Annotated in this window: 29 protein-coding genes and 1 pseudogene; 15 read left to right on the top strand and 15 right to left on the bottom strand. The window is 41.0% G+C overall.

What is annotated here, in order from left to right; genetic code table 11:
- Window positions 1-530 precede the first annotated feature (530 nt).
- The 6 genes from D7Z94_RS18475 to D7Z94_RS18450 all read left to right on the top strand — a co-directional run bounded on the left by D7Z94_RS18475 (window position 531) and on the right by D7Z94_RS18450 (window position 5,636).
- Window positions 531-920, top strand: coding sequence for a DUF302 domain-containing protein (locus D7Z94_RS18475; protein WP_120713217.1), 390 nt, complete (start codon window positions 531-533; stop codon window positions 918-920).
- A 109-nt stretch (window positions 921-1,029) separates the two neighbouring features.
- Window positions 1,030-1,641, top strand: a complete 612-nt coding sequence (locus D7Z94_RS18470) for a flavin reductase (protein ID WP_120713025.1) — start codon at window positions 1,030-1,032, stop codon at window positions 1,639-1,641.
- A gap of 5 nt (window positions 1,642-1,646) precedes the next feature.
- Window positions 1,647-2,807, top strand: a complete 1,161-nt coding sequence (locus D7Z94_RS18465) for a M20 family metallopeptidase (RefSeq protein ID WP_245967243.1) — start codon at window positions 1,647-1,649, stop codon at window positions 2,805-2,807.
- 7 nt (window positions 2,808-2,814) lie between these two features.
- A complete protein-coding gene (locus D7Z94_RS18460) occupies window positions 2,815-3,834 on the top strand; it encodes a hypothetical protein (RefSeq protein WP_120713023.1) in 1,020 nt (339 codons plus the stop codon).
- Window positions 3,835-3,983: 149 nt separating this feature from the next.
- Window positions 3,984-4,643, top strand: a complete 660-nt coding sequence (locus D7Z94_RS18455; RefSeq protein WP_120713216.1) for a hypothetical protein — start codon at window positions 3,984-3,986, stop codon at window positions 4,641-4,643.
- Between the two features lie 246 nt (window positions 4,644-4,889).
- Complete coding sequence (locus D7Z94_RS18450) at window positions 4,890-5,636, top strand: slipin family protein (protein WP_120713022.1); 747 nt, start codon at window positions 4,890-4,892, stop codon at window positions 5,634-5,636.
- Between the two features lie 46 nt (window positions 5,637-5,682).
- Here D7Z94_RS18450 and D7Z94_RS18445 read toward each other — a convergent pair.
- Window positions 5,683-6,159 (bottom strand): annotated as a pseudogene (locus D7Z94_RS18445) (flavodoxin domain-containing protein); the annotation flags it as partial.
- A 386-nt stretch (window positions 6,160-6,545) separates the two neighbouring features.
- On the opposite strand from D7Z94_RS18445, the gene D7Z94_RS18440 reads away from it, so the two are divergent.
- On the top strand, window positions 6,546-7,754 hold the full coding sequence (locus tag D7Z94_RS18440) for a serine hydrolase domain-containing protein (protein ID WP_158594683.1): 1,209 nt from the start codon (window positions 6,546-6,548) through the stop codon (window positions 7,752-7,754).
- 153 nt (window positions 7,755-7,907) lie between these two features.
- On the opposite strand, the gene D7Z94_RS18435 is transcribed toward D7Z94_RS18440, so the two are convergent.
- The 6 genes from D7Z94_RS18435 to D7Z94_RS18410 form a co-directional block, all read right to left on the bottom strand.
- Window positions 7,908-8,600: an RNA polymerase sigma factor gene (locus D7Z94_RS18435; protein WP_120713019.1), complete on the bottom strand. Its 693-nt coding sequence runs from the start codon at window positions 8,598-8,600 to the stop codon at window positions 7,908-7,910.
- A gap of 213 nt (window positions 8,601-8,813) precedes the next feature.
- Window positions 8,814-9,308 (bottom strand): hydrolase, encoded by a 495-nt coding sequence (locus D7Z94_RS18430; protein ID WP_120713018.1) that lies wholly within the window; start codon window positions 9,306-9,308, stop codon window positions 8,814-8,816.
- Window positions 9,309-9,368: 60 nt separating this feature from the next.
- Entirely contained in the window at window positions 9,369-10,151 is a 783-nt protein-coding gene (locus D7Z94_RS18425) for a GNAT family N-acetyltransferase (protein WP_120713017.1), read from the bottom strand.
- A gap of 3 nt (window positions 10,152-10,154) precedes the next feature.
- Window positions 10,155-10,718, bottom strand: a complete 564-nt coding sequence (locus D7Z94_RS18420) for a GyrI-like domain-containing protein (RefSeq protein WP_158594682.1) — start codon at window positions 10,716-10,718, stop codon at window positions 10,155-10,157.
- A gap of 46 nt (window positions 10,719-10,764) precedes the next feature.
- Complete coding sequence (locus D7Z94_RS18415; RefSeq protein WP_120713015.1) at window positions 10,765-11,526, bottom strand: SDR family NAD(P)-dependent oxidoreductase; 762 nt, start codon at window positions 11,524-11,526, stop codon at window positions 10,765-10,767.
- Between the two features lie 10 nt (window positions 11,527-11,536).
- Window positions 11,537-12,193 (bottom strand): WG repeat-containing protein, encoded by a 657-nt coding sequence (locus D7Z94_RS18410; RefSeq protein WP_120713215.1) that lies wholly within the window; start codon window positions 12,191-12,193, stop codon window positions 11,537-11,539.
- 173 nt (window positions 12,194-12,366) lie between these two features.
- Between D7Z94_RS18410 and D7Z94_RS18405 the strand changes: the two genes are divergently transcribed.
- The gene (locus D7Z94_RS18405) at window positions 12,367-13,011 is read left to right on the top strand and encodes a hypothetical protein (protein ID WP_120713014.1); all 645 of its coding nucleotides are present in this window, start codon (window positions 12,367-12,369) and stop codon (window positions 13,009-13,011) included.
- A gap of 54 nt (window positions 13,012-13,065) precedes the next feature.
- Here the strand turns inward: D7Z94_RS18405 and D7Z94_RS18400 are convergent, their stop codons facing one another.
- Window positions 13,066-13,518 (bottom strand): DUF2267 domain-containing protein, encoded by a 453-nt coding sequence (locus D7Z94_RS18400; RefSeq protein ID WP_120713013.1) that lies wholly within the window; start codon window positions 13,516-13,518, stop codon window positions 13,066-13,068.
- A 118-nt stretch (window positions 13,519-13,636) separates the two neighbouring features.
- Here D7Z94_RS18400 and D7Z94_RS18395 point away from each other — a divergent pair, with 118 nt between their 5' ends.
- The 3 genes from D7Z94_RS18395 to D7Z94_RS18385 are packed head-to-tail and all read left to right on the top strand — an operon-like array spanning window position 13,637 to window position 16,182.
- Window positions 13,637-14,491, top strand: a complete 855-nt coding sequence (locus D7Z94_RS18395) for a universal stress protein (protein ID WP_120713012.1) — start codon at window positions 13,637-13,639, stop codon at window positions 14,489-14,491.
- Between the two features lie 10 nt (window positions 14,492-14,501).
- Window positions 14,502-15,350, top strand: coding sequence for a universal stress protein (locus tag D7Z94_RS18390; RefSeq protein ID WP_120713011.1), 849 nt, complete (start codon window positions 14,502-14,504; stop codon window positions 15,348-15,350).
- A gap of 25 nt (window positions 15,351-15,375) precedes the next feature.
- A complete protein-coding gene (locus D7Z94_RS18385) occupies window positions 15,376-16,182 on the top strand; it encodes a universal stress protein (protein ID WP_120713010.1) in 807 nt (268 codons plus the stop codon).
- Here the strand turns inward: D7Z94_RS18385 and D7Z94_RS18380 are convergent.
- From D7Z94_RS18380 to D7Z94_RS18370, 3 genes are all read right to left on the bottom strand, one after another.
- Window positions 16,139-16,492, bottom strand: coding sequence for a hypothetical protein (locus D7Z94_RS18380; protein ID WP_147415929.1), 354 nt, complete (start codon window positions 16,490-16,492; stop codon window positions 16,139-16,141). The two genes, D7Z94_RS18385 and D7Z94_RS18380, sit on opposite strands and share 44 nt — an antisense overlap.
- Window positions 16,493-16,740: 248 nt before the next feature.
- A complete protein-coding gene (locus D7Z94_RS18375; protein WP_120713008.1) occupies window positions 16,741-17,613 on the bottom strand; it encodes a universal stress protein in 873 nt (290 codons plus the stop codon).
- A 208-nt stretch (window positions 17,614-17,821) separates the two neighbouring features.
- Window positions 17,822-18,214 carry a hypothetical protein gene (locus D7Z94_RS18370; protein WP_245967241.1) on the bottom strand — a complete coding sequence of 131 codons (393 nt, stop codon included), beginning with the start codon at window positions 18,212-18,214 and terminating at the stop codon, window positions 17,822-17,824.
- A 139-nt stretch (window positions 18,215-18,353) separates the two neighbouring features.
- On the opposite strand from D7Z94_RS18370, the gene ftsH reads away from it, so the two are divergent.
- The 3 genes from ftsH (at window position 18,354) to D7Z94_RS18355 (ending at window position 21,620) form a co-directional block, all read left to right on the top strand.
- Window positions 18,354-20,318, top strand: a complete 1,965-nt coding sequence (gene ftsH / locus D7Z94_RS18365; RefSeq protein ID WP_120713006.1) for an ATP-dependent zinc metalloprotease FtsH — start codon at window positions 18,354-18,356, stop codon at window positions 20,316-20,318.
- Window positions 20,319-20,392: 74 nt separating this feature from the next.
- A complete protein-coding gene (locus D7Z94_RS18360) occupies window positions 20,393-20,800 on the top strand; it encodes a hypothetical protein (RefSeq protein WP_245967240.1) in 408 nt (135 codons plus the stop codon).
- Between the two features lie 25 nt (window positions 20,801-20,825).
- Entirely contained in the window at window positions 20,826-21,620 is a 795-nt protein-coding gene (locus D7Z94_RS18355; RefSeq protein ID WP_120713005.1) for a patatin-like phospholipase family protein, read from the top strand.
- Window positions 21,621-21,686: 66 nt separating this feature from the next.
- On the opposite strand, the gene D7Z94_RS18350 is transcribed toward D7Z94_RS18355, so the two are convergent.
- The 4 genes from D7Z94_RS18350 to D7Z94_RS18335 form a co-directional block, all read right to left on the bottom strand.
- A complete protein-coding gene (locus D7Z94_RS18350) occupies window positions 21,687-21,950 on the bottom strand; it encodes a DUF6327 family protein (RefSeq protein ID WP_211341804.1) in 264 nt (87 codons plus the stop codon).
- Window positions 21,951-21,953: 3 nt separating this feature from the next.
- The gene (locus D7Z94_RS18345) at window positions 21,954-22,298 is read right to left on the bottom strand and encodes a hypothetical protein (RefSeq protein ID WP_120713213.1); all 345 of its coding nucleotides are present in this window, start codon (window positions 22,296-22,298) and stop codon (window positions 21,954-21,956) included.
- 6 nt (window positions 22,299-22,304) lie between these two features.
- On the bottom strand, window positions 22,305-22,634 hold the full coding sequence (locus tag D7Z94_RS18340) for a YtxH domain-containing protein (protein WP_120713004.1): 330 nt from the start codon (window positions 22,632-22,634) through the stop codon (window positions 22,305-22,307).
- Window positions 22,635-22,749: 115 nt separating this feature from the next.
- Entirely contained in the window at window positions 22,750-23,418 is a 669-nt protein-coding gene (locus D7Z94_RS18335) for a BON domain-containing protein (RefSeq protein ID WP_120713003.1), read from the bottom strand.
- Between the two features lie 215 nt (window positions 23,419-23,633).
- Between D7Z94_RS18335 and D7Z94_RS18330 the strand changes: the two genes are divergently transcribed.
- A complete protein-coding gene (locus tag D7Z94_RS18330; protein WP_147415928.1) occupies window positions 23,634-24,677 on the top strand; it encodes a mechanosensitive ion channel family protein in 1,044 nt (347 codons plus the stop codon).
- The last annotated feature ends 62 nt before the right edge of the window (window positions 24,678-24,739 follow it).

Raw genomic sequence — 24,739 nt, 5'->3', positions numbered from 1 at the left:
CCCATTTTAGTGATAAAGTGGTTTAAAAGATTGATAGAAAGTATTGATGAATTTCATTTTTTTATGGGAAAACAGGAAGTTTCGGCTTCCTGTTTTTTTGGCTTTAATTAAGATCAAATGATAACAGTTTCCCAGTGATAATGTCTTGCAACCATAAAATGGGTGCTCAACGACTTCCCTAATCTTCAAATTCCGGACTCTTATGTAGTTAGTGCATTTTCATAGAGATTTCATTCAAAACTGAGGATAGTTGAATGCCGGATGAAGGTTTTTGGGGAAAGGTCCTTATAGTCGCATGACGATAATGGCCGGAAAGGTTCGAGTTATTCTTTACCCAAATCTTACCCCGTGGCATTCTTAGTGATAAGATGACCTAAGGATAAATTGGAAGTATAGAATGAATCGAACATTTCAAAAGAAGACAGGAGGCCTTAGGCCTCCTGTTTTTACCATTTGGTTTCCTCTAGCCTCCACAGGATAGGGGACCTGTCCTAAAACTAAAAATGTCCGATTACGAAAAATATATAAAAATGGGCTACTATTTTAATAAAACAATCACGGATACCACTTTTAAGGAAGCTGTTGAAAAAACGACCCAGGCCCTTAAAAAAGAAGGCTTTGGAATTCTTACCGAAATAGACATCAAAACTACTTTGAAGAAAAAGCTGGAGGTAAATTTCCCCAACTACATAATTCTAGGGGCCTGTAATCCGCCATTTGCCCATAAGGCCCTTCAGGTGGAGGATAAAATAGGTACCATGTTACCCTGTAATGTCATTGTCCGTGAAATCGCAAATAGTAGTGTTGAAATAGCCGCAGTAAATCCTATTGCATCAATGATGGCAATAAAAAATGAGGCATTGACCGGAATCGCCGAAGAAGTTCGGGATAAACTAAAAAAGGCGATCAATAGTCTTTAAGTCATAGGTCGTTAAAACCGGTCTTCCAAATTTGGGGCAAGATTTTTATCCCCCTTACAACCTGACCAAAATCATTACAGAACCCCGTCCATAGCCATAATTTCATGGTATGGAAACATTACAAAAAGACCGATTCACTTCCTTGGATTTGAATCTCTCCATTTGGGAACGTGTATTTACGGTTGCTCCATTAGTCATTATAGGCACCAAGGAAGATAAAGGATATAATCTCGCACCAAAACACATGGCCACTCCCTTGGGTTTTGGCAACTATTTTGGTTTTGTGTGTACCCCAAGGCATGGCACCTATGACAACGTAAAAGAAAATGGAGAATTTACCGTAAGTTTTCCCAAACCGGACCAAATCATAACTACTTCTTTAAGTGCATCCCCGAGGAAAGATAATATTTCAAAATCACAGGGTATCGTGGAGGCACTACCCATTGTAAAAGCCAACAGTATGGATGCTCCGTTAATCAAGCATGCCTATTTATATTTAGAATGCGAACTATACATAATTATTGATGGTTTTGACCATAATAGCATCATTACGGGCATGGTAAAGGCGGCCTATATCGATAAGGATTATCTACGGATATCGGAAAGGGACGAACAGGAGCAATTATATAAGCATCCTTTATTGGCCTATATAGCTCCTGGCCGTTTCGCCAAGGTTTCCGACACCTTCAATTTCCCATTTCCCAAAGATTTCAAAAAATGAAAGGTATGACCGTAGATATCGCCTCGGAAGTGCTAGACTATCTTAAAACGCACCAGAATGAACAGATTGAACTGCTCGAAAAATTGGTGCGTTTGGAATCACCTTCAGATGATGTCGGATCCCAAAGGGAAATCTTGAAATTCCTTGGCAAAAAACTTGAGGAGCTTGGCTTTGTTGTCCATCACGTTCTGGGCAAGGAAACCGGTGGTCATCTCTACGCGCGTCCCAAAAAAAGAGATAGAAGCAAACCGTTACAACTGCTATTGGGACATTGTGATACAGTCTGGAAAAAAGAAACCCTCAAAACAATGCCCATTTCCAAAAATGATGATAAAATGAAAGGGCCGGGCGTCTATGACATGAAAGCAGGGCTTTCGCAATTGATCTTCGCTTTAAGGGTCCTCAAAGAACGCAACATGGAACTACCCTTAACACCCATTGTTTTCATCAATTCAGATGAGGAAATTGGAAGCTATGAATCCCGCGACACTATAAAGCGATTGGCAAAAATTTGCGAACGGGCATTTGTTATGGAGCCTCCTTTGGGCATTGAGGGAAAACTTAAGACCGCTAGAAAAGGACTGGGTCGTTTTACAATAACCGTTAAAGGTAAGGCGGCCCATGCAGGACTAGATCCCGGTAAAGGTATCAATGCAATTGTAGAGCTTTCACATCAAGTACTACAACTGTATGCCATGAACGATTTTGAAAAAGGTATTACGGTAAATGTGGGGACTATCCAAGGGGGTATCTCCCCTAACGTAGTGGCCCCGGAAAGTAAGGCTGTAGTTGATGTTCGTGTGCTCAATAGAGAAGACGGTGAAGTCATTACCGAAAAAATATATAGGCTTAGACCAAGTATCCCCAATGTACAGGTTATAGTGGAAGGGGGGATGGGCAGACCTCCCATGGAACGAACACCCAGAAACCAAAAACTATGGCGAATGGCCAAGGCCAAGGCCCTGCTATTGGGCCTGGAACTGGAAGAAGCAATAGCTGGCGGAGGTTCCGATGGTAACACAACCAGCGGTTATACGGCAACTTTGGACGGATTGGGTACAACTGGCGATGGCGCCCATGCCGTTCACGAATTTATTTATATGGAGCAACTACCGCAACGTACCGCTCTGTTGGCTTTATTATTAGTATCCAAATCGACAAATTGATTTAGTCATGGACCAAAAATATATTTATACCTCACTTACCCGTATTTCCGATTTATCGGAAACAGGTTTCCGTACCCGGAAACTCCCTAGAATGAAATGGGAAACCGGTGACTACGTCGTCTGCAAAATTATCGATGCCGGTAGCAATACCCTGAATCTTGAACTTCCCAACGGGCGGATGCGCGGTGTCATCGGTGGTGAGTTTATTGTAGGGGCATTGGGTGAGCGCTTTGCTACCTTGGAGGCCACAGGTACTTGGCGGGAGGTAGAAAATGACCTTAGAATGCATGTGTTGACCGGAGCTGGACTGATGGGAAAACTGACCTCAAAATCGGCCTTTATCCCCAATATGATAGAAGTACAATATCAAGGTCATGTCCAGAGACAAGGCAAGAAATTGAATATGCAGGATTTTGTGGAGCCCATAACAGAAATTCCATTCAACACCCCCGTTGTTCTTTTTGTGGGTACCTCTATGTCCGCCGGTAAGACCACCTCTGCCCGTATCGTTACCCACCTCTTTAAATTGGCCGGATATTCCGTAGTGGGCGCAAAACTCACCGGGGCAGGACGGTTCAAGGATATTTTGGCCCTAAAGGATGTTGGTGCTGATGCCGTAATGGATTTTGTGGATGTGGGACTTCCCTCTTCTATTTGTCGGGAAGAAAAGTACCGGACGGCATTGGGGCAACTACTCAGCAAAATTGAATTACAAAAATCCGACATTGCCGTTATCGAGATCGGGGCTTCTCCATTGGAACCGTATAACGGGGATATCGCTATCGATATGCTAAGGGAGCATATAAAATGTACCGTATTAGCTGCTTCAGATCCCTACGCCGTGTATGGGTTGATGAAAGCTTTTGAAGTTGTTCCTGATATTGTGACAGGAATTGCCTCCAATACTTTGGCAGGAATTCAAATGGTACATAGGCTTTGTGGAGTACAGGCATTGAACCTCATTGATTGGAATACCACCGAGGAGCTAAAACAAATACTGGCGACAAAAACGGGACTTTGGCTCTAGGAGTGATGCTTAAAGATTTTTTGGTTTGCCATTGTAAATAAACCGTTCTCAATTTATTTTTAAGTACGTTTACTGGAAACCGGACTATCCAAATCGTTATGGTTTTCGCAAGTTTCCCAGATTCCCGTTCCAAACCATTGTTGTTTACAATGAATTTTAGAATAGATGCACCCAAACCGTTTATCCTGTTGCTTCCCTTAGTGGGGATGGGCCTGTTCATTGTTTTGTACGTCATTGCCGCCTTAAACTATCCAGGAGGATCTTTTGCCATGCCCAATAAAAATGGCTTTAGTTTTTGGAACAATTACCTCTGCGACCTATTGGATCACTACGCAATTAATGGAGAACTAAATTCGGCGCGATACTTTGCAAGGGCCTCGTTAGCGATACTTTGCGCTAGCCTACTCTTGTTATGGGCCTATTTACCCCTATTTTTTCCGGTCAAAAGCTATAATAGAAGCATTATGTGGCTATCGGGTATCCTGTCCTTGGGGACTACTTTTTTCTTGACCTCCGGAACCCATGATATTACCTTGCGAATAGCGGGTATTTTTGGGGCTTTGGCATTTATTACTTGTTTTATAGAGCTTTTTAAGATAGGGTACTTCAAGCTTTTCATATTTGGAGTTGTCTGCCTATTTATTTTTATGGTGAATTACTACAGTTATGAAACCGGTGCCTTTATACGTCTGCTTCCCATTATCCAGAAATTGACTTTTATCTGTTGCATTCTTTGGTTTTTGTTTTTGAATATTTCCTTTTACAAAAGGCTAAAGTCCATTTCCAATGAGCACAATAACACAGAATGACCTATCCTAGGCAACATCTTTCCAAACCCCATAAAATAAGTGATTTTATTAGTTTTTTAGTGTCCGATTTTTTTGTTCTCCTACCTAATTTTCGTAACTTTAAAAGACCAACCCTCCTACCTATAAGGACAGTGTTACGACGCTGTTCCTAAATACAGAATCCAAGGCCAAGGCCTCCATTACATGAGCATTCATTTGTTCGGAATTTTCGTAAAAAATTGATTCATCTAACTAAAGCATATCGTTATGAACCCTTTGTTCTTGTTTTCCATCATTCTTGGCCTGTTCCTATTGGCAGGTATACGCATTGTATTCGAATATAAAAGGGCCTTAAAATTCCGTTTTGGTAAATATATCAAAACGTTACAACCCGGATTTCGATGGATCATTCCCCTTGTGGAGACCATACAGGTTGTGGATATTCGAGTAATTACCATCAACATTGTTTCCCAAGAAGTCATGACCGAGGACAACGTACCTTGTAGTATTGACGGTGTGGTCTTCTTTAAGATCAACGACCCCGAAAAAGCGGTATTGGAAGTGGAGGAGTTCTCCTTTGCCATCACGCAGCTCTCCCAAGCTGCCTTGAGGGACGTATGTGGAAAGGTAGAGTTGGACACCATCCTTTCCAAAAGGGAAGAAATGGGCAAGAACATCAAATCCATAGTGGAACAGGAAACCCATGAATGGGGTATAGAAATAATCGATGTAAAAATAAAGGACATCCAATTGCCTGAAAACATGAGACGGATGATGGCGAACCAAGCCGAAGCAGAACGATCTAGAAGGGCCAGGATCATTTTGGCAGTAGCCGAAGAACAGGCCGCCGGGAAATTATTGGAAGCCGGAAAACTTATAGACCAATCTCCCTCTGCCATTAAGCTAAGGCTATATCAGACCCTATCCAATATTGCCGCCGAAAAGAATTCCACGATTCTGTTCCCATTTCCAGAGGAAGTGCTTCCCCGGAAGCCAAAAGAGAAGGTTACTTGAAATCTTTTTTCATTTTTGAGGTATTCATGCCGATGGAAAGCCTTCCTTAAATGACAAGTTGTACCTCATATTCATCGGTTTGTTTTTCTCCTATCCACTCCAGAATAGGTCCTATGCTGGATTTATCCATATAGTCGAACCCCTCGGACATCCGTTTTTTAATGTCCGGGGCTTTTTCGACTCTTGCCGCAAATTTCAAGGAAAATCGAATGTACCAAGGTAACTCTTTCAATACTAACCTCCCTCGTAAGGGCACATAGTCTATTTGCTTTAAAATTTCCTGGGAAAAACTGTTTTCCAGCCATTTTCGCAAATCGGGATGTCCTGGTTCGGCACCAGAGACGGTAAATAACAAAATGGGCTTGTTCTTGATCTTGGGCCAATTCTTATTTAGCCATTTTTGAATTGTAGGCTTCGAGATCATAATGGAACTGCCTAAAACAAGAAGATCATACGCCTCGGGGTTTGGGTTTTCCTTTTTCAAATCAAAAACAGGAAAACTACATCTTTCATTTATCCAATAGGCGTACTTTTTTTACTTCCGAACTTTCCGGTATAGAATATCGCTGCTTTCATCCTTTTGATCTTATGATTCAATCGCACAATATATTGATATCCGTTTACCTTTAAAATGACCCTGATCATCCAAACCCACTTATTTGCAGTTGATTAAAGGTCATTGACCAAAATCATTTCAAAGGCCCCAAAATCAAATTACATTGCTGCAAGTAGATCTGTTCCTATAAACAGCAATGATCAAACTGTCGGAAAAAAATTTGAATGCACTATTTATCCGACTCTGACACGAACAAGGATAGTACCGTAAATACCGATTCTTGCAATTGCAATATTTAATCTTTGGAGTTAACGAATTGTAGTATGATTTTGGAAAAGAAAATCGACATATTTATGAGTGTTACGGAAATTATCAAGCCTTATCCAAAACGAATGAGGGCGATTCACATAGTCTTATTTTTTGTCTTTTTTATTGTCAGTTGTGGACCCAATACTTCCGGTCAGTACAAATATGAACCTCCGAAATCAAGCAATGACGGGTTAAATACCGGTCACTTAAATGAGGTGGGTATGGATTCGGTCATAATGGGGAAAGCGATCAAAAAAGCACAACAAGGCAAGTTTAGGCAAATCCATTCGATCCTTATTTATAAGGACAATACATTGGTATTGGAGGAATATTTTCCTGGGCATAAATACCAATGGGATGCCCGTAAACATGAAGGAGAATGGGTGAATTGGGACAGGAATATGCTCCATAGTATAATGTCGGACACCAAGAGTATCACCTCCGTCTGTATCGGTATTGCCATAGATCAAGGTTTTATCAAAAGTGTACATCAATCTATTTTCGATTATTTGCCGGAGCATCAGCATCTCAGAACGGGGGACAAATCCAAAATTACCATCGAACATCTTCTCACCATGACCTCGGGTCTTGAATGGTCCGAATGGCAGTCTCCCTATAGCAATCTGGAGAACCCGATAATTGCCATTTGGTATTCCAAAAAAGACCCCCTTAGCTTTATATTAGAAGGACAACTTGTACACGAGCCCGGGACATCCTATTCGTACTATGGAGGAAACATGATCATTTTGGGCGAAATCATTCGGAATGCCACAAAAATGGCAATAGACGAATTTTCCGCAAAGTATTTATTTGATCCCTTGGGAATTGAAGTATTCGATTGGTCCGTGCAATTTAACAATGGTGTATTTGAGGCAGCCGGGGGATTACGGTTGAAGCCTAGGGATATGCTAAAGATCGGGATAACCTTTCTCCATAATGGTGTTTGGAAAGGCAATCGGATTATTTCCGAACAATGGGTGGAAAAAATTACGACCCCATTCCACGGTAATACCGCAATCAAAGTTCCTGGCGAGGATTCCGATAAAATTGCGTATTCCTATTCTTGGTGGATAGACCAATTTTCCTACTCTGGTAAAACCGCAGAAGGTTTCTATGCCGGTGGCTGGGGTGGCCAAAAAATCATAGTGATTCCGAAGTTGAATACCGTAGTAGTCTTCACGGGCGGTAACTACACTTCAAAACTTAGGCAATTCAAACTTCTTGAAAAGTATATTTTGCCCTCCATGTCATGAAACGAATCCAAAAAAGTCTTTGGTAACAACAAATATAGATTTGCAGATCAACTTATCTGGCACGGTAAAATCAAATTGAAAATCCGTCCTCCAATAACGAGGGTCCCGAAGAAAAAAAAATGAAGGACTTGATTATTATTTTGCCTGCACCAACTACAACAACCTAAACCGTTCCTTTGCCTTGAATAATATCCTTTGTATTACCTCCTCCGGCACTTCCAATATCTGGGATATCTCCAAAGTGTCCTGGTCACCGAAGACAAGCAGTTCCACCACCAATTTACTTCTCGGCGGTATGGTTGAATACAAAAATCCCAGTAAACGTCTTTTTTCTTCGGAAAGCAAGGAGGCTTCATTAAGCCCAAATCTCTGGACCATCAACTGTTCCAGGGCGGCATCCAAATATATTTGTTTTGACCAGCCTTGTTTTTGTTGATATGAGATGTCGTCCAATTCCTCATTAAGTATCAGGTCGCCATCGCCATCAGTGGTGAAATCTTCACTCAATAATTTCATTTCCGATTTCAGTAGGGCATGCGTATTGACATCATCGGGAATCTCCTGGGCCCTTTTCTCGTCCATTTTTTGAATGGCTTTCTTAAAAAGTGATCTGCGCAATCTTTTGTCGTCCATCTCTCCAGAAAAAGCTTTAAAGGCATCCAAATAAACTTCATTTAGCATGCCCTCGGCATCATAAAACCCTACATCCAAATCGCCTTGCTTTTCTGCAGCTTTGAGACTTCCGGTCATGAACTTCTTCAATTCCGGAAGAAAAGCCTCCAATTTTTCATAAAACTGTTCAAAATCATTTTCTTGCTTATGCCTATACAGTTCTTTAGTACTCATACTATTTAAAATTAATAGGTTGATGACATATATTTATCCGCTATAGTATTATATCAACTTTATACACTTTTACCCTTTTGATTTGAATCCCTATTTTTTCGTTCAAATAATCAAATATAATTCTGGAACTTGACAAAACAAATGTCCATTGTCATAGGTTAAGTGGAAAAAATCACAGTTTGATTTTCTATACTGTTTTCTGTATGTCTTACCCTATTCCTTCACCTTGGCAAACAACACCATATAATTATGTCCCTTTTCTTTTGCACATTTTGGGCAATAGGCATAATGCACATAATAGTTTTTTGCCTTTTCTCCGGATTTGTCCAAGTAAGAATCCATCTGTTTCATGAATTTGGGAACCGCATTAAAAGGCCCATCAAAGACCTTGCTAACAAAGGTTCCGGATAGTGTTGTATTTTCAGCATCAGGTACGGTATCGATAACGGATAGATGCATTTCCGTTTTAAACGCGTTTGGATCCATGAACAACAAAAGGATATCTTCTTTATCCTTTGACAATTTTTGGGCCTCTTCGGCTAGCTTCATCATCTTGGTAACCTTCTTTCCTATCATAGGTGGTAGGGGAATATGAAAAAGTGTAGGTGCCGATGCCTTGATAAATTTCTTACGGTCCCAATTAAATGTTTTTTCTTCCCATTTTTCCGGATGAAAGGTCGGGCAACATTCCTCTTTAACTTGTTCCATGGTTCATGTTTTAAAACTTAATTTGCTTTTCTGGTATCAATTGATAGAGGCACTTGTTTACTATTCAAACCGTTCCTTGCCCTTGAGTTCTTTTTTTAGAATATTCCTGAATCGTGTTGCACTGATGTAGTGGTCTTCAAGCAGCTTCCCGTCATACAGTAGATTGAATACTCCATAGCCCGAAGGGGCATTTTTCGCTTCTTTGGCCGTTTTTATTTTAGTCACTTTTAAGTGGATATCAAAGTCCATTGCCATATGTAACAAAGCCTCGACCGATTTCTCGTGCCAAGGGCATTGGTCTGCATATAGCAAATGCCAACCTTGGTATTTTTCCTGTTGCACGGTCCAATCCAAAAATTTGGGATCCGGCGCCAAAGCCTTCCATTTTTTGGATAGCAATTCAAACCTTCCTTTCCGATCTACCTGTCCAAACCCATTTTTCTCGAAAATACTTTTTTCCGCCAGCCAGCTGCCCTTACTGGTCATTACACAAACTCCGGACTTATTTTGGTACTTGGCCTCTTTCTCGGCTTCCTTAATGAGCATAGATCCGTAGCCTTTGTTCCTGTCCTTTTTGGAATAGACATACATGCAATGGATAAACATATAGTTGTCCGCATCTACAGGTCGCCAGGCATTCTCGGCATGTGTGTATTCCACAAACCCTATCATTTGGTCATCCCCGTTTTTTAGGATTTTCAACTTTAGGCCTTCTGCGTGACGTTTTTCAAACCATTTTCGTTTGCTTTCAAACGCCGGATTGGTAATATCCTTAACACAAAACAGGGTTTCCCTTTGGACATTTTCCGGAGTTACCTCCATTATTTTTAACGAATCCATCATTGCTTAGAATTTTTCAGTTTTCACCAGTGCCTTTCGATACTTTATTTTCTTATTTGGAACGTCCCAAATCTCCATGACCGGGTTATCTACAGCATGACCCTTTTGCTCCGCGTATGCATTGAGGGCCGGATAAACCCTTCGGATCCCGATGATTACCGAAGGCATCCCCTTAAATGGAAATTCTACCACAATGTATTTGTCCTTGGGATATTCCATTATTTCAAAATCCTTTTTTAAGCCTTCCATCTTATCAAAATCAGATTCCAAAATACATCCTATATCCGCTCTCAACTTATCTTTTTCAGTAACCTTTGGATTGTCATAGTAGATACCAAATCCCTTTGTAGTACCTATTTGATAATCTTCCAATAACTTTTGATAAACCCTATCGGAAGTAGCAGAGCTTTGACTGTAATCCCCAGTTATTTTTTCATAGACCAAGGTTTCGCCACCAACTTCCTTAATCTCAGGGGAGATAGTGACAAAACCACCGTAGTACGTATATGCCGAAGCTATTACCACAACCAGCACCACGATAATCCATAATACGATTTGGACAGCTTTCATATGCTCGACCCTTTTTGTTTTTGCTTTTGGGAATTGACCTAGATTTTTATGCAATAAGCATACCCCCATCCACTACATAGGTGCAGCCCGTACAATACTTGCTCTCGTCCGAAGCTAAAAACAGGGCCGTGTCCGCTATTTCCCGGGGTTCGGCATATCGCCCAAAGAGAACGGAAGATTCAAAGCTCTCTAAGGCCTCACTAGGATTTTCAGGTGATATATCCTTTTCAATACGCCGCATCATATCCGTGTTCACGGGACCTGGGTGAATTGTATTCACTCGGATTTTTTTATCCGCAAATTCGAGGGCGGCCACCCTCATAATTCCGATGACCCCATGTTTGCTGGCCACATAGGCCCCGAGGCCGGAAAAACCCTTTAACCCTGCCACGGAGGAAGTAATCATAACGCTACCACCTTCAGACATTTTAGGAATAACATATTGGCAACCCAGCCATACGCCTTTGAGGTTTACCGCAATGACTTTATCGAAAACCGTTTCAGGATACTCCGAAATGGGTCTTGAAATTCCTTCAATGCCTGCATTATTGAAAAACACATCGATCTTGCCATGTACATCCAATGTACGTTTCACATAGTTTTGAGTATCCTCTGTTTTCGAAACATCGGCAACGCAGTAGGAAAGGTTAGGATGGTCCAGCTGGTCAATGACTTTTTCCAATGCTTCCTTGTTCATATCCACAATGACCACCTTGGCCCCCTCTGCCAAAAACAATTCTGCCGTTGCTTGTCCAATACCCCCGGCACCTCCCGTAATAAGGGCAACCTTATTTTCTAATCGGTTCATAATTTTCAAATTATAGATTCATCCTACGTATTTCCCAACGGTTATTGTCGCCTTTTACGGCAAGAAGATCTTTGGAAACCAAGCTTGCGCGCAGTTCGGGTATTTCGTAACGTCTTTTGGTCATTAAAATGCTATCCCTATCCCGAATGGGCCAGACCATCTCCCCTTTTGTATTTACTACCACTTCGGTAAAAGTGTATTCGTAAATATTCAGTTGAAAATTGTTCTTGCCCCTAAAAGTTCGCTTGCAATAGATACCTACCGTCTTATCCTCATCGAAATGGGCGATATTAAGGTATTCTGGTTGGATAGCTATCTGCCCTTGCGTATCCATAAAGCCATAAAAAGGAATTCCTTCTTCCTCTACTTTTTGTATGGGGCAAAGCCCGTTCTTAAATTGGGGGTAGCGGATACCCCTTATATCTTTTCGGGCAGCATCGCTGTTTTCGTCCCAAACCAGATCATTTCTAAAATCGATGACCAATTTTCCTGTTTGGTCAATAAATCCCCATTGATTCCCTTTTCTTACCGCAGCGAAACCTTCGCTGAACGGTGCAACTTCATCGAGTCCTGAGATTGTAGGTTCATTAATCTCTTCCATCGTTTGGGTTATCCCCAGAAAGGGCAATGTCATTAGTACGGCAAAAAGTATATATGTATGTTTCATATCCATTAGTTTTGGTTTCTTCAAATGTACATGTACCTGTTTTTTTTTGAAATGATTTGAATCAGTCGCACCTATCGAAACGATATGAAAATGATGCTCTTAAAATGATCCAGATCATTGTGTCACTGTTCATGGTTTCTAATTTTGACTATAACCCTTAAAAATTTGGAGCAATGAAAAAGTGGGTATTCTTACTTGGATTTTTTGTTGTAGTGGCATGTTCCACAACGCGATTTGTAGATAGCTGGAAGAACAAAGAAGTTAGTGCCTTCCAACCCGAAAAACTGTTGATTATCGGTATGACCGAAAACCTTACCGCCAGAAAGATTTTTGAGGAGGAACTAAAAAAACGGTTTGTAAAGTATGGTATCAATGCCCATGAAAGCGGTGTGGTATTGGATAGGTTTTTTACCAATTCACAACGGAGCGAGGAAGAAATCGATGCCATGGAAGAAAAACTGATAGCCAATGGCTTTGATGCGGTTGTTATTACGGCCATTATCGGGGTGGACGATAAAAGAAGCTATAATTCCGGATACTATACTTTTGGTTATCACTGGTATCGTTTTGGACCCTACTATTACCGTTTTCAAGATTTGTACTATACCCCTGATTACTATAGCGATTATCAAGTATACCATGTGGAGACTTCCATTTACAACATTAAGGAGGATATGGACAAATCATTGGTCTGGGTAGGCACCTTTGATATTGTAGACCCTGTAAATATAACCTCTACCGTTGATGACTATGTAGAGCGAATTATTATACAGTTGGAACGGGAAGGTGTCATTGAAAAAGCAAATAGTCTTCAGTAGGCAGTAAAAAACATTCCTTCTGACTTTTGAAGACTACATGCTGGTTGCCGATTTTCAGAACATTATATTTGAATAGATCATACTCTTTAAATTCTTGGGAAGACCATCCCTGATATCCTCCATCTCACCGAGGGAAACATACTTTCGCAGATACATAAAGGTAAGATCAATATATTTTTCGGCAAGATCATTTTCATAGCCGTAATCATTTATGGCTGCGGCCCCGTCAAATTCCTTCACCAGTTCTACAAACTCCTCCATGTGTTTAATTTTCGGTTTCTTTTTCTTAATTGTCCAACCGTTTACATAAGCGGCCTTTAGGAACATGGGTAGTTGAGCAATAAACTGTAGGGACTCCTCTACCGGAATAATTTCCCGTAACCCATGTAATATAGAGGTTACTATCCTACCGGCTTTTTCGGTATCCTTTCCTAGGCCCAAGTGCTTAGTATATCCTTTTAGAAATGTGTTTCCCTCGGTCGCATATTGATTAAAATTAAGTGCCATGATATCTTGTTTAAAGTGAAACCTAAAATTGATGGTTTCGCTTCATATTGCCAATGACCCTCGTCATTTTAAAAGGAATTTCGCTCAATTATCTTTGGTTATACAAAAATGATGGCAAATGAAGAACATATTGATACCTACGGACTTTTCCCCAAATGCATGGAACGCCATACGGTACGCCTTGCAGTTCTTTAAGGAGGAAACCGTTACTTTCTATCTTCTCCACACCTATACCCCAGCTTTTTATCGTATGGACTATATGCTGGGCGGTCCTGCCTTTAGTGCCATTCCGGATGTAGGTGTGAATATCTCCCTGGCCGGACTGGAAAGGACCCTCAATGATATTCAGAAACAATTTTCAAACCCAAAACACAGTTTTGAAACCGTATCCGCCTTTAACCTGCTAACGGATGAAATTAACGAGTTGGCCCAACAAAAAGGGATAGAAATGGTGGTTATGGGTACCAAAGGGGCAACAGGAGCTAAACAATTTTTCTTGGGCTCAAATACCATATTCGTAATCCGCAAGGCCAAGATTCCGGTATTGGCTATACCGGAAAAAAGCAAGTACCGAAAAGTCAGCAATATTCTTTTCCCTACCGGGTATTGGTCCAGATATAAAATAGCGGAATTACAATCGCTTTTGGAAATGGCAAAAACAAACAAAGCAAAAATTACGGTATTCCATGTAAAGGAGGAGTATGACCTCACCGAGCAGCAGGAAAACCATAAGATGCACTTAAAAAAGTGTTTGAAGAAAGTACCGTATCAATTTACCGAGATACAGGAAAAATTAATGCCAAATGCCATATTGGATCATATAGAGGGAAATGATTTCCAGCTTTTGGTCATGATGAACCGGGGCCATTCGTTTTTTGAACGGTTGCTAATTAAACAAAATATAGACCAGATCGGTTTTCATGTGCAAATACCATTTTTGGTACTTCCAGACACCTCAAAGGTCATCCATTAAGTCAAGAGCTATGAAACATATACTTTTACCCACCGATTTTTCCGACAACGCCTGGAACGCCCTCTTTACGGCACTAAAACTCTATGCTGATGTGCCATGCCATTTTTATCTTTTGAACGCCCATGAACCAAGTTTTGCCAACCTCCTAGGGGATAAGGGTAAACAGCGATTGGCCGTTATTTACGATTCCATGGAGGAGTATTCAAACCAAGAATTGAACAAGGTATTGGACTACTTAAAAGAGAACCATAGCAACACTAAACATAAGTTCGAGAAGGTTTCCAGAACGGATGATTTGGTTTCTGCCATCCAAGAAATCCTCTTGAAAAAGGATATGGACCTTATCATTATGGGTACCAAAGGAGCAACCGGTGCCAAAGAGGTTTTTATGGGCAGTAACGCGGTAAAAGTTATTAAAGCCATTCGCAACCGTCCCGTGATGGTTATACCGGAAAGCTATGATTTCCAAGTATTGGAAAAAATAATCTTTCCCACGGATTTTACACAGTTTTTTGAGCCTTTTGAACTAAGCCCCCTCATAGAACTAACACTACTTTGGAAGGCCCACATTGCCGTCTTCCAAGTTGCCCTTGAATTTCAACCAAGCGATTCCCAAAAAGTGAACAAAACCTTACTGGACAAGCGGTTGGCCGATACAAACCATAGCTTCCATGAGGTAACAATGAAAGAGGATATAACAAAGGGTATACATGATTTTGCAAAGGAAAACGAAGCAGGCATGATAGCCCTCGTCCATTATCGGCATACTTTCTTAGAGAAGTTAACACGGGAACCCGTCGTAAAAAAGGTAGCCTTCCACAGCAAGATACCCTTGCTGGTACTACCTGAATTATCATAGATCGTTTCCTATTTAAAAGATAGAAATGAAAAAAATTCTATTACCTACCGATTTCTCTAAAAATTCCAAAAGGGCCATGGATTTTGCCGCTTCCCTTTTTTCAAAAGAGGATTGCCTCTTTTATGTGCTCCATGCCCACCAGGCAATAACATCTAAGGAAACGGGAGAGTCAGGAGTGGAACAAAAATTAGAAAAATTGATTTCAGAGCTAAATGGAATGGAAAACCGAAATCATCGGTTTGAGACCGTTCTTGTGCAGGAAATCCCGCTTAATGCCATCAATGTCTCGATCATAGACAAAGATGTAGATTTTATGGTCATGGGTACGAAAGGCACAACGGCCTTGGCCAAAATCTTTATGGGCAGTACCGCGGTAAGCGTCCTCCGTCATATCAATAATTGCCCTATTATTGTAGTTCCCGAAAACTATGATGAACGCCCGATTAAAGAAATTGTTTTTGTCAACAACTTCAAACACCTTTTCCGAATGGAAGAACTGAATCCGTTAAAGTACCTCATCAAAATCCGGAAGGCAATGTTGATTATCGTACGTTTTAGTACTTCGGAGGCATTGAAAGACCAGCAAAAATTAAATCGGGAGCTTTTGAAAAACAATTTAGCGGAAGTACCACATCAATTTAAAACTGTGCCTTTGGAAACATCCGTATCATCTAGTATCAAGAAATTATTGGAACAGCATAAAGGTGTAGGTATCGTTGCCTTGTTAAAAAGCAAACATAGTTTTTTGGAAAAATTGTTATGGGAGCCCGTAATCCGGAACGTGGCCTTCACCACCAGGGTGCCCCTGCTTGTACTCCCGAACTTTGAATAATGTCCTTTTCGTATCGGCCTTTTGTCCTGCCCTTGTTTAATTTGCAGGATTGTATTGGAAATCCTATACGTAGTAATTCCTTTTTCGCCTTTTGAAAGGTAATGGGGCGTGCATAGAGAAAGTGTAGCATGTTGTTTTCTATATCGATATCGATAATACGTAAATCCATTATCCTGCTTAAGTTTCTAAGAATTACCTTCTTGTCCTCATCACACTTTAGATCTTGTAGGTTGGCCATAGCTTTCATAATCCTCGTTTTTAATTCTTCAATATAGGTCAAGGTCTGCTGTTTCAAAATGATGCAGGTCATTTAGCGGATTTTTGTTGGTTCTTCTTATGTATTGGTTCGCCCTTTTAGGGTGTATTAAAAAAGTAGGACAAAAAGTACCACTAGCAATGGATATATAAAATACTGTCCTTTAGCTTAGGATTCAAGGAGTATGCAATCAAACCATGAACACCGATGCCCAATACTCTAAACTTGTCGCTGAAACCGCCAATCAAAAAACCCCTATATCCGTGACTCCGGCATATCACATTTTTTTGCTATTGTATACGTTATAATGCAGCACTAAAATAGAAGAGTTGGTGGTTGCCTTCGCGAAAACTCATTAGCGGTACCTTCCCATAGGACTCCATTCTTTTGACAAGATCACGATGGAACCATTTTTTAAGCAACCCTCTTTTTTCCCTTTCCAACATAACCATAAGTTCTGCTCCCACATCTTCAAGATACATCCTGAGCGCTTCAAAAATGTCATCTGAAAACAACAATTTGAATTCTATTTTTTCATAGTTCACCTTATTTTGCAGCATCTCCTTGAACCATTCCATTTGGGTCTCTCCCTCATATTCCTTTTCGGTAATGATATGTATCACTTTTATTTCAGTCTGGAAGACATCTACCATTTCGGTCAATTTCCGAATGGCGTAAACATCTTCTTCTTCAAAATCGGTCGCATAAACTATGGTCCTTAAAGGCATGTAATTTGTATTCTCCGGGATTGCCAAAACTGGGCAGGGGGCCTTCTCTATAAGGGCCTTTGTAGTACTTCCCATAATAATTTCCTGTAATCTGCCCTCCCCTTTCATACCAACAAATATGAGGTAAGCATGCCATTCCGTAGCTTTGGAAATAATACCCCGGATTACGGACATATGTTCTACTGGTTCAAAATGTAGTTTCATTTTATCCGATACTTTCCCCAAATGCTTTTTAAAAAATCCTTGTAGTTTTTCGCGTTCATGTCTTCTGGCATCCTTTGATAAACTGGGAAAGGGTTCCGTCAATTGAGTGCCCAATACTGTGGGAACGTCGTAAACATGGGTCAGGACCAAACGGGTCTTTAGGTGCTTGCAAAGAGCATAGGCATATTTTAAAGCGGCCTCGGAATTTTCGGAATAGTCGGTAGCGTAGAGTATAGTTTTCATCCCTTCGATTTTTAACAATTTAAAGTTAGTATCCCTTATTTTAACTTAAAATGACAATAGTCATTCCCAGTCATCTCTTTCAAAATAAAAGGAAGGTATTCGGGTTACCTTGCCAATCGGCTGCAACTATCTTTCCTACTTTACCATTTTGGTCTTATGGCCTTCGTATCAGTTCAAATTTTTTTGATCGTATGTATTTTATGTGTTCTTAATTTCTTCTTCCCTTGCTTTTACGTGAAGTAGTTCTGTTACTCCTGCCCCTATTGGAGTCGTGTCGGTCATGGTAGCGCCGAATGTTGTCGTCATTATAATTCCGAATCCGTTGGTATCTGGATCTTCTTAAATTGATATGGGCATACCGAGGAGGCAGTACACTGCGACGCACCCATATACCCCCATCAAGATATAGATAGGTCCGTTGGGATAAATCATAATAAATGCTAAACTCCGGAAAATACACATAACGAACCACTTCCAACCTACTAGGGTAAAACCAGGGCGGTGGCGGATTATTAGGCCTTGATGAAATGACCACAGGGCCACAACTTGTGGTAAAAATACTCAGTACAACTGCAACCAATAGACATTCCCGAATACGCATTATCATTTGTTTTTGAACAACAAAGTAAAGTAGCGGAACAACTATTGGAAATGACGTATATCATTTTAAGACCGATATATTTCAAATAGTTTTGAAGAAAGCATGAAGTGTAATGTAGCAGTAATTCACTTTTCCAAAGATGGAGCAGCCACCCAAAAAGAACAAATCCGATTCCCCAGATGAACAGAAGCAAAAACCGCCTTACGGGGGATATGGGATTTCTTGGTTCTACCTGATGCTCTTCGGTTTTCTGATTCTGTTTTCCATCCTTTCCAATCCCACTTCCAGCACCAAAGAAATAAGCTGGTCCGTTCTGGAAGACTCTCTCCTGGCGGAACGTGCGATAGAAAAAATTGTGGTCATCAATAAAGAAATTGCTGAAATCTATATCAAAAAAGACCATCTGAAAGACGCAAAAAATGGAGAGGGAACCGAAAGGTTGTTCTCTACTGTCCAAGGGCCACAATACCGAATGAATATAGGATCTGTTGAAACTTTTGAGAATAAGCTCTACAGAGCACAACAAGATTTTCCCCAAGGGGAAAAAATCAGTGTAGCTTACGAGAGCCGGACCAGTTGGACCAGTATTCTATCTTGGTTACTGCCTTTCGCAATTATTATTCTATTCTGGATGTTCCTGCTCCGTAGAATGGGTCGTGGTTCTACTGGCGGGAATCCACTTTTCAACTTTGGAAAATCCACGGCCCAATTAACGGAAAAAGGAACTAAAAGTTCCGTAACCTTTGAGGATGTTGCCGGTCTAAAAGAGGCTAAAACAGAGGTTATGGAAGTGGTAGACTTCCTTAAAAATCCTGAGACCTATACCAAGCTTGGTGCTAAAATTCCAAAAGGGGTGATGCTGGTAGGGCCTCCTGGGACCGGAAAAACCTTGATGGCAAAGGCTGTTGCCGGTGAGGCACAAGTGCCTTTTTTCTCGATGTCCGGTTCGGAATTCGTAGAAATGTTCGTAGGGGTCGGGGCATCGCGGGTACGCGACCTTTTTAAAAGGGCCAAGGAAAAATCACCCAGTATTATTTTTATCGATGAAATTGATGCCGTAGGTCGTTCCCGTGGTAAGATCAACGCTTTCCAGGCCAATGATGAACGGGAAAGCACTTTGAACCAATTGCTTACTGAATTGGATGGTTTTGGTCCCAATACAGGTGTCATTGTATTGGCCGCCACCAATCGGCCGGATGTATTGGACAAAGCCCTTTTGCGTCCAGGTAGATTTGACCGTCACATCTATTTAGAGCTACCTACCAAAGAAGAGCGTACCGAAATTTTTAAGGTGCATCTGCGCCCCTTGAAACTCTCAAAAAAAATAAACGTTGGGTTATTGGCCAAATTAAGTCCCGGTTTTTCCGGTGCGGATATTGCCAATATTTGCAATGAAGCAGCGCTCATTGCGGCAAGAAAGAAAAAGGAAGTTGTGGAGCTGGAAGATTTTATGGAAGCACGCGACCGTGTTATTGGAGGCCTGGAACGTAAGAGCAAGATAATCTCGCCCAAGGAAAAGGAAATTGTGGCCTATCATGAAGCAGGACATGCGGTGGTCAGTTGGTATCTTAAGCATGTGGATTCCTTGGTAAAGGTATCCATTATACCCCGGGGGAAATCGTTGGGTTCTGCCTGGTACCTTCCCGAAGAACGCCAGATTGTGACCAAATCGCAGTTTTTAGATCAGTTATGCGCTTCCTTGGGCGGACGTGCTGCCGAGGAAATCATTTTTAACGAGGCTTCGTCAGGTGCTTTGGACGATCTTGAAAAAGTGACCAAACAAGCCTACACCATGGTCGCCTATTATGGGTTGGACGAGGAAATAGGTCCCATTAGTTTTTACGATTCCACAGGGCAAAATGAACGCATGCTGGGAAAACCTTATAGTGAAAACATGGCGCAATTAATTGATAAGGAAGTCCAAAACCTGGTAACCATGGCCTATGAACGTACCAAGAAATTGCTTATACAACATAAGGACGAACTTCAAAAACTGGCAAAGCTCCTTCTAAAAAAAGAAGTTGTCGAAAAAGAAGATCTGGAGGAAGTCTTGGGGAAAAGAGGAGTTGAGGTTTTGGAAGGAAGCACAGAAAAAATAGGATAGGAACGAGAGCAAATAACGTGTTGATTTCTTCAAATCCGAAGAAATAGATTCAATAACCTTAAATACATGACGTCATGGAAAAAATGGAAAAGGCAAATCAAGTACTGTTCAATGAGGACCTACATTTTGAACACCTACAATGGCGTTCAGAACTTGCTTTTTGGGAAGATGAATTAAAATCCTTTAAAAACCGGTTGGAGGAACTGGTAAATCGTTTAACGGACAAAAAAGTGCTTGTCCGATTGGAACACTACCAAAATGAATTTACGTTACATAACGGAATCATTGATAATCTGCTGGAAGACATTGAAATACATGAAACCCGAATAGCGGCCCAAACAAAAACAGGAAGGGACATGTTGGATACTATGTTGACAAAAAAGCACTTGGAGTTTAGGCACCGAATGGAAACCCAAAGACAAATCTATGCCGACCTCAAAAAGGAATTCTTCAGGTTTCTGACAAAGTATTATGTGATATAAAACATAGTTAAGACAAAATGAGCATATGAAAATAGGCTTGGTACTTTCGGGAGGCGGTATGCGTGGCGTGGCCCACATTGGTGCGATCAGGGCATTGGAAGAAATGGATATTTATCCCACTCATATTGCCGGCACCAGTTCAGGAGCCATTGTAGGTGCCTTATATGCTGCAGGTATTGGTTGGGAGAATATTCTCCATTTTTTTAAGACTGTACAGATTTTTAGTATTGACAAATATGCTAAAAGCAAGCCAGGTTTTGTAGATACCGAAAAGTTCTATGACCATTTGAAGAAATATCTGCCTGAAGATACCTTTGAATCCCTGGAGAAACCGTTCTATGTAACCGCTACCAATATTTTGGACGGTACGTTGCGGGTCTTTCATTGTGGAGAACTCATTCGGCCCATTCTGGCATCAGCTGCATTTCCGGGTGTTTTCGCTCCCATTAAGATCAAAGAAGGTTATTATTCCGATGGTGGAATTTTGAACAATTTTCCCACTGATCTTATCAAGAGGTACTGTGACAAGGTGGTGGGGGTCTATGTAAATCCTTTTGAGACAATAAGCATCAAAGACTTAAAACATTCGTATACGGTGATGGAAAGGGCCTATAAAATTAGAATGGCCAAGGAATCCCTGGATAAATTTGAAGATTGCGACCTTATTATTTCCCCTAAGGGCCTGGCCAACTATAATACCTTTTCCATGAAAGCTATAGATACCATTTTTAATGTCGGGTATGATGCCGCAATGAAATCCTTGATCAACACCAATTCGCTCAAACTGACTACCGTTTCTCCAGATAAATTTGGAGTGTAAAAGGGTTCCCTAAACGGGGGTAAAAATCACACGTAATGCAGTTGTGATTACAAATTAACCTCAAACTCATCCTGAGTCAGAACCGGTCATCTGTTTGTTCGGAATGGCCGAACGGGTTCCACGAAATAGCAGTGACAGTTTTTTTATCGCTAAGGTAAGCAGTATCTTTTTTAGGGTACCACTAAGCCCCCCTACCAACTGGGTGGGGTAAAAGTTACTCTTCACTTGATTAAAACGCAGCTTGATACTTTCTCTATCGATTTCCCGTTGTAGGCTTAAAATTCGTAGGTGATAGTCTATTTCTGAAAAAGAACTGTATTGTTTTGCCATCGTTCAATCAAAATAATGTTTAGAGAATTTTCGTAATATAGGGCCGTTGAGCCTATCCCGAAGTAAATAGCAAATGATGGCAATGAACACATAGGCTGTTCCTACGATAACAAATCCGTAATAGGAACTATCCAATGCCTCTCCAATAACAAAGGAGGCCGCAAGGGACAATATCAACAAGGCCAAAAGGGCTATAGCCCCAACCAAAATAATCTGTGCCCCCGATGTAATCATGCCCATCAATACCTTAAACACCTTGAGTTTGAGATACTCTTCGCTATTTTCAAGATAGGACCTAACGTCGGCATCCGTCTCCGTTAGATCCCTCTTCAATTCTTCAAAGGCCATGGGCATTTACTTCTGTAGTTGGGCGTTCTTCTTTTTGAGTTCTTCCAATTTGCGTTCGAGCGTAGCAATAATATCATCGGCCTTATAGCTCATATTGCTAATGGTATCCTCTAGTTTTTGCTCAAATGCATCCTTCTTTTCCTTGGCGGTTTTGGTCAGTTCCTCCTTGGCATGCGAAAGACGTTCCGTAAGGTCATGGCTAGTATCCTCTACTTTGCGCTTAATTTTTCTTCGGGTTTCCTTACCCTCATCAGGGGCGTACAAAACTCCGATTCCCGCTCCTATGGCGGCTCCGGTTAAAAGGGCCAATAAAATGCTCCCACTATTGTCTGTCATGATTTCTAAGGTTTTAATTGAATAAATAATCTATTTGGTCAAATTTAGACCAGGTAAATCTCCAATGGAATGACCTAGATCATTCTCGTGATATTTTTGACTAGCATCGCATGCACTAGACAAATGAAGGATAAAACTGTACTCTAAGCTCATTTTTAACCTGCAAAACACCGGGAGCGCGGAAAGCGGCTTTTTCGGCCTCGTCTTTTTCTTTTATAGAAGTTACCGTACCACTTAACTTTACTGTATGCCCTTCTGCCTTTACTTCAATATGGCTCGCATTGATGCTAGCGGAACGCTCAAACGCCTTGGTAATCCGGTCCTTCACTTCCACAGGTTTCACTTTTTGCTCTATGCCTATATTGTTGATTACGCCCTTTACACCCAATAGGTTTTGAACGGTACGTTTGGCCGCTTTTTTCTGATACGCCCAAGGTAGCTCTCCGGACAAATGAACATAACCATCATCGACCCTTACCATAACTTTTTCCTTGGGTACGGAAGCGTTCCATTCCAAGGCATTGACAACGGCCTTGGCAATTTCCTTATCCGTTTTTTTATATTCGTCGCCATATTTTACTTCGATATCCTCGGCTACGGCCTTTACCCCTGCTACATTTTTTGCCGCTTTTTCCGCAGCAATTTTTTTACCATACCGGTTTACCACGCCACTTAGTGTAACAACACCATCTTCGACAATGACCCCCATTTGGGTTTCATCTATATCGGGCTGCCACGCCAATTCGTCCAGCACATCCTGTTTGATTTCTGCATCTGTTTTCATGATATGTAATTTTAGGTTAAACATTCAAATGATCTCACCTAAAGGTATTACGGCATTATGATCATCAAAATGACGTACGTCAGAGGCAGGACATTTTAAGCGTTAAATCTTTCTGTACATCCAACATATATCTCATTTTTTTATATTCGGCTCATTAACATGACCAAAATCATTTATTGGAATATGCTACAGGCCTACTTTTACAAAAAATAAACATGGCAAGTCTGTTGGACAAAGAATCATGGCTGGCCTATATCATAGTTCCGACCATTGCCATAGGATTGGGACTCCTCATAAGTTGGTTAGGTTTTGCTATTTTACGGTTGTACCACAAAAGGCAGCCCTCGGTATTTAAGGAACAACTGTTACAACGGCTTAAAAGGCCTATACATTTTTTTATTCCCCTGGTTTTTCTTGTCCCTGTAATGGCCTATTTTGACCCGGGCATTTTATGGGAAAAACTTTTAGAAGCCATTGTCATTATTTGTCTGGCATGGATACTGGTGGCCCTGTTGTATTCCTCGGAAGAAGTGGTGAAACAAAAATTCGCTCTAAAAGACCATAAAATTGCCAGCGAAAGAAAAATATTGACCCAGCTTCATTTTTTAAAAAGTATTGCAGTGGCAATAATTATTACAATTGCAATTGCTTCCATTTTATGGAACATCCCTAGTGCAAGGCAATTGGGCAATACTATTTTGACCTCGGCAGGGGTAGCAGGTATCATCATTGGCGTAGCGGCACAAAAATCCATATCGAACCTAATTGTTGGTTTTCAATTGGCCTTTACGCAGGCTTTGAAAATTGATGATGAAGTAGTCATCGAGGGTGAGTTTGGTACCGTGGAGGATATTACCCTCACGTATGTAGTTATAAAAACATGGGATTGGAGACGTTTGGTTCTGCCACTGAACTATTTTAATGATAAACCTTTTGTTAACTGGACGTTCAATTCAAGACCCTTGATCGCCACAGTTTATTTTCACTTGGACTATACCTTTCCGGTAGATGAGCTAAGAATAAAATTGATGGAATTATTAAAGGGTAGTTCTCTATGGGATAAAAACAAGGCAGAGTTGTTCTTGACTGAAATCGACAACCGTACCATGGAAGTAAGAGCGGATTTCAGTGTTAAAAATGCTACGGATGCTTGGAATCTGCGCTGTAAGGTAAGAGAGGACCTGATGGTATTCATACAGAACAATTATCCAGAGGCACTGCCCAAATTGAGAGGGGTGGATGTAGCCAAAAAAGTATAGTCTTATAGAAAGGCTAAGTTCTATCCACATATCCCAAAATATAACCTGCACAGTTGTGGGAA

Source organism: Ulvibacterium marinum (assembly GCF_003626755.1).
Lineage (GTDB): Bacteria > Bacteroidota > Bacteroidia > Flavobacteriales > Flavobacteriaceae > Ulvibacterium > Ulvibacterium marinum.
The sequence above is the reverse complement of the archived record's forward strand: the minus strand, read 5'-3'. Positions and strand labels throughout refer to the sequence as shown.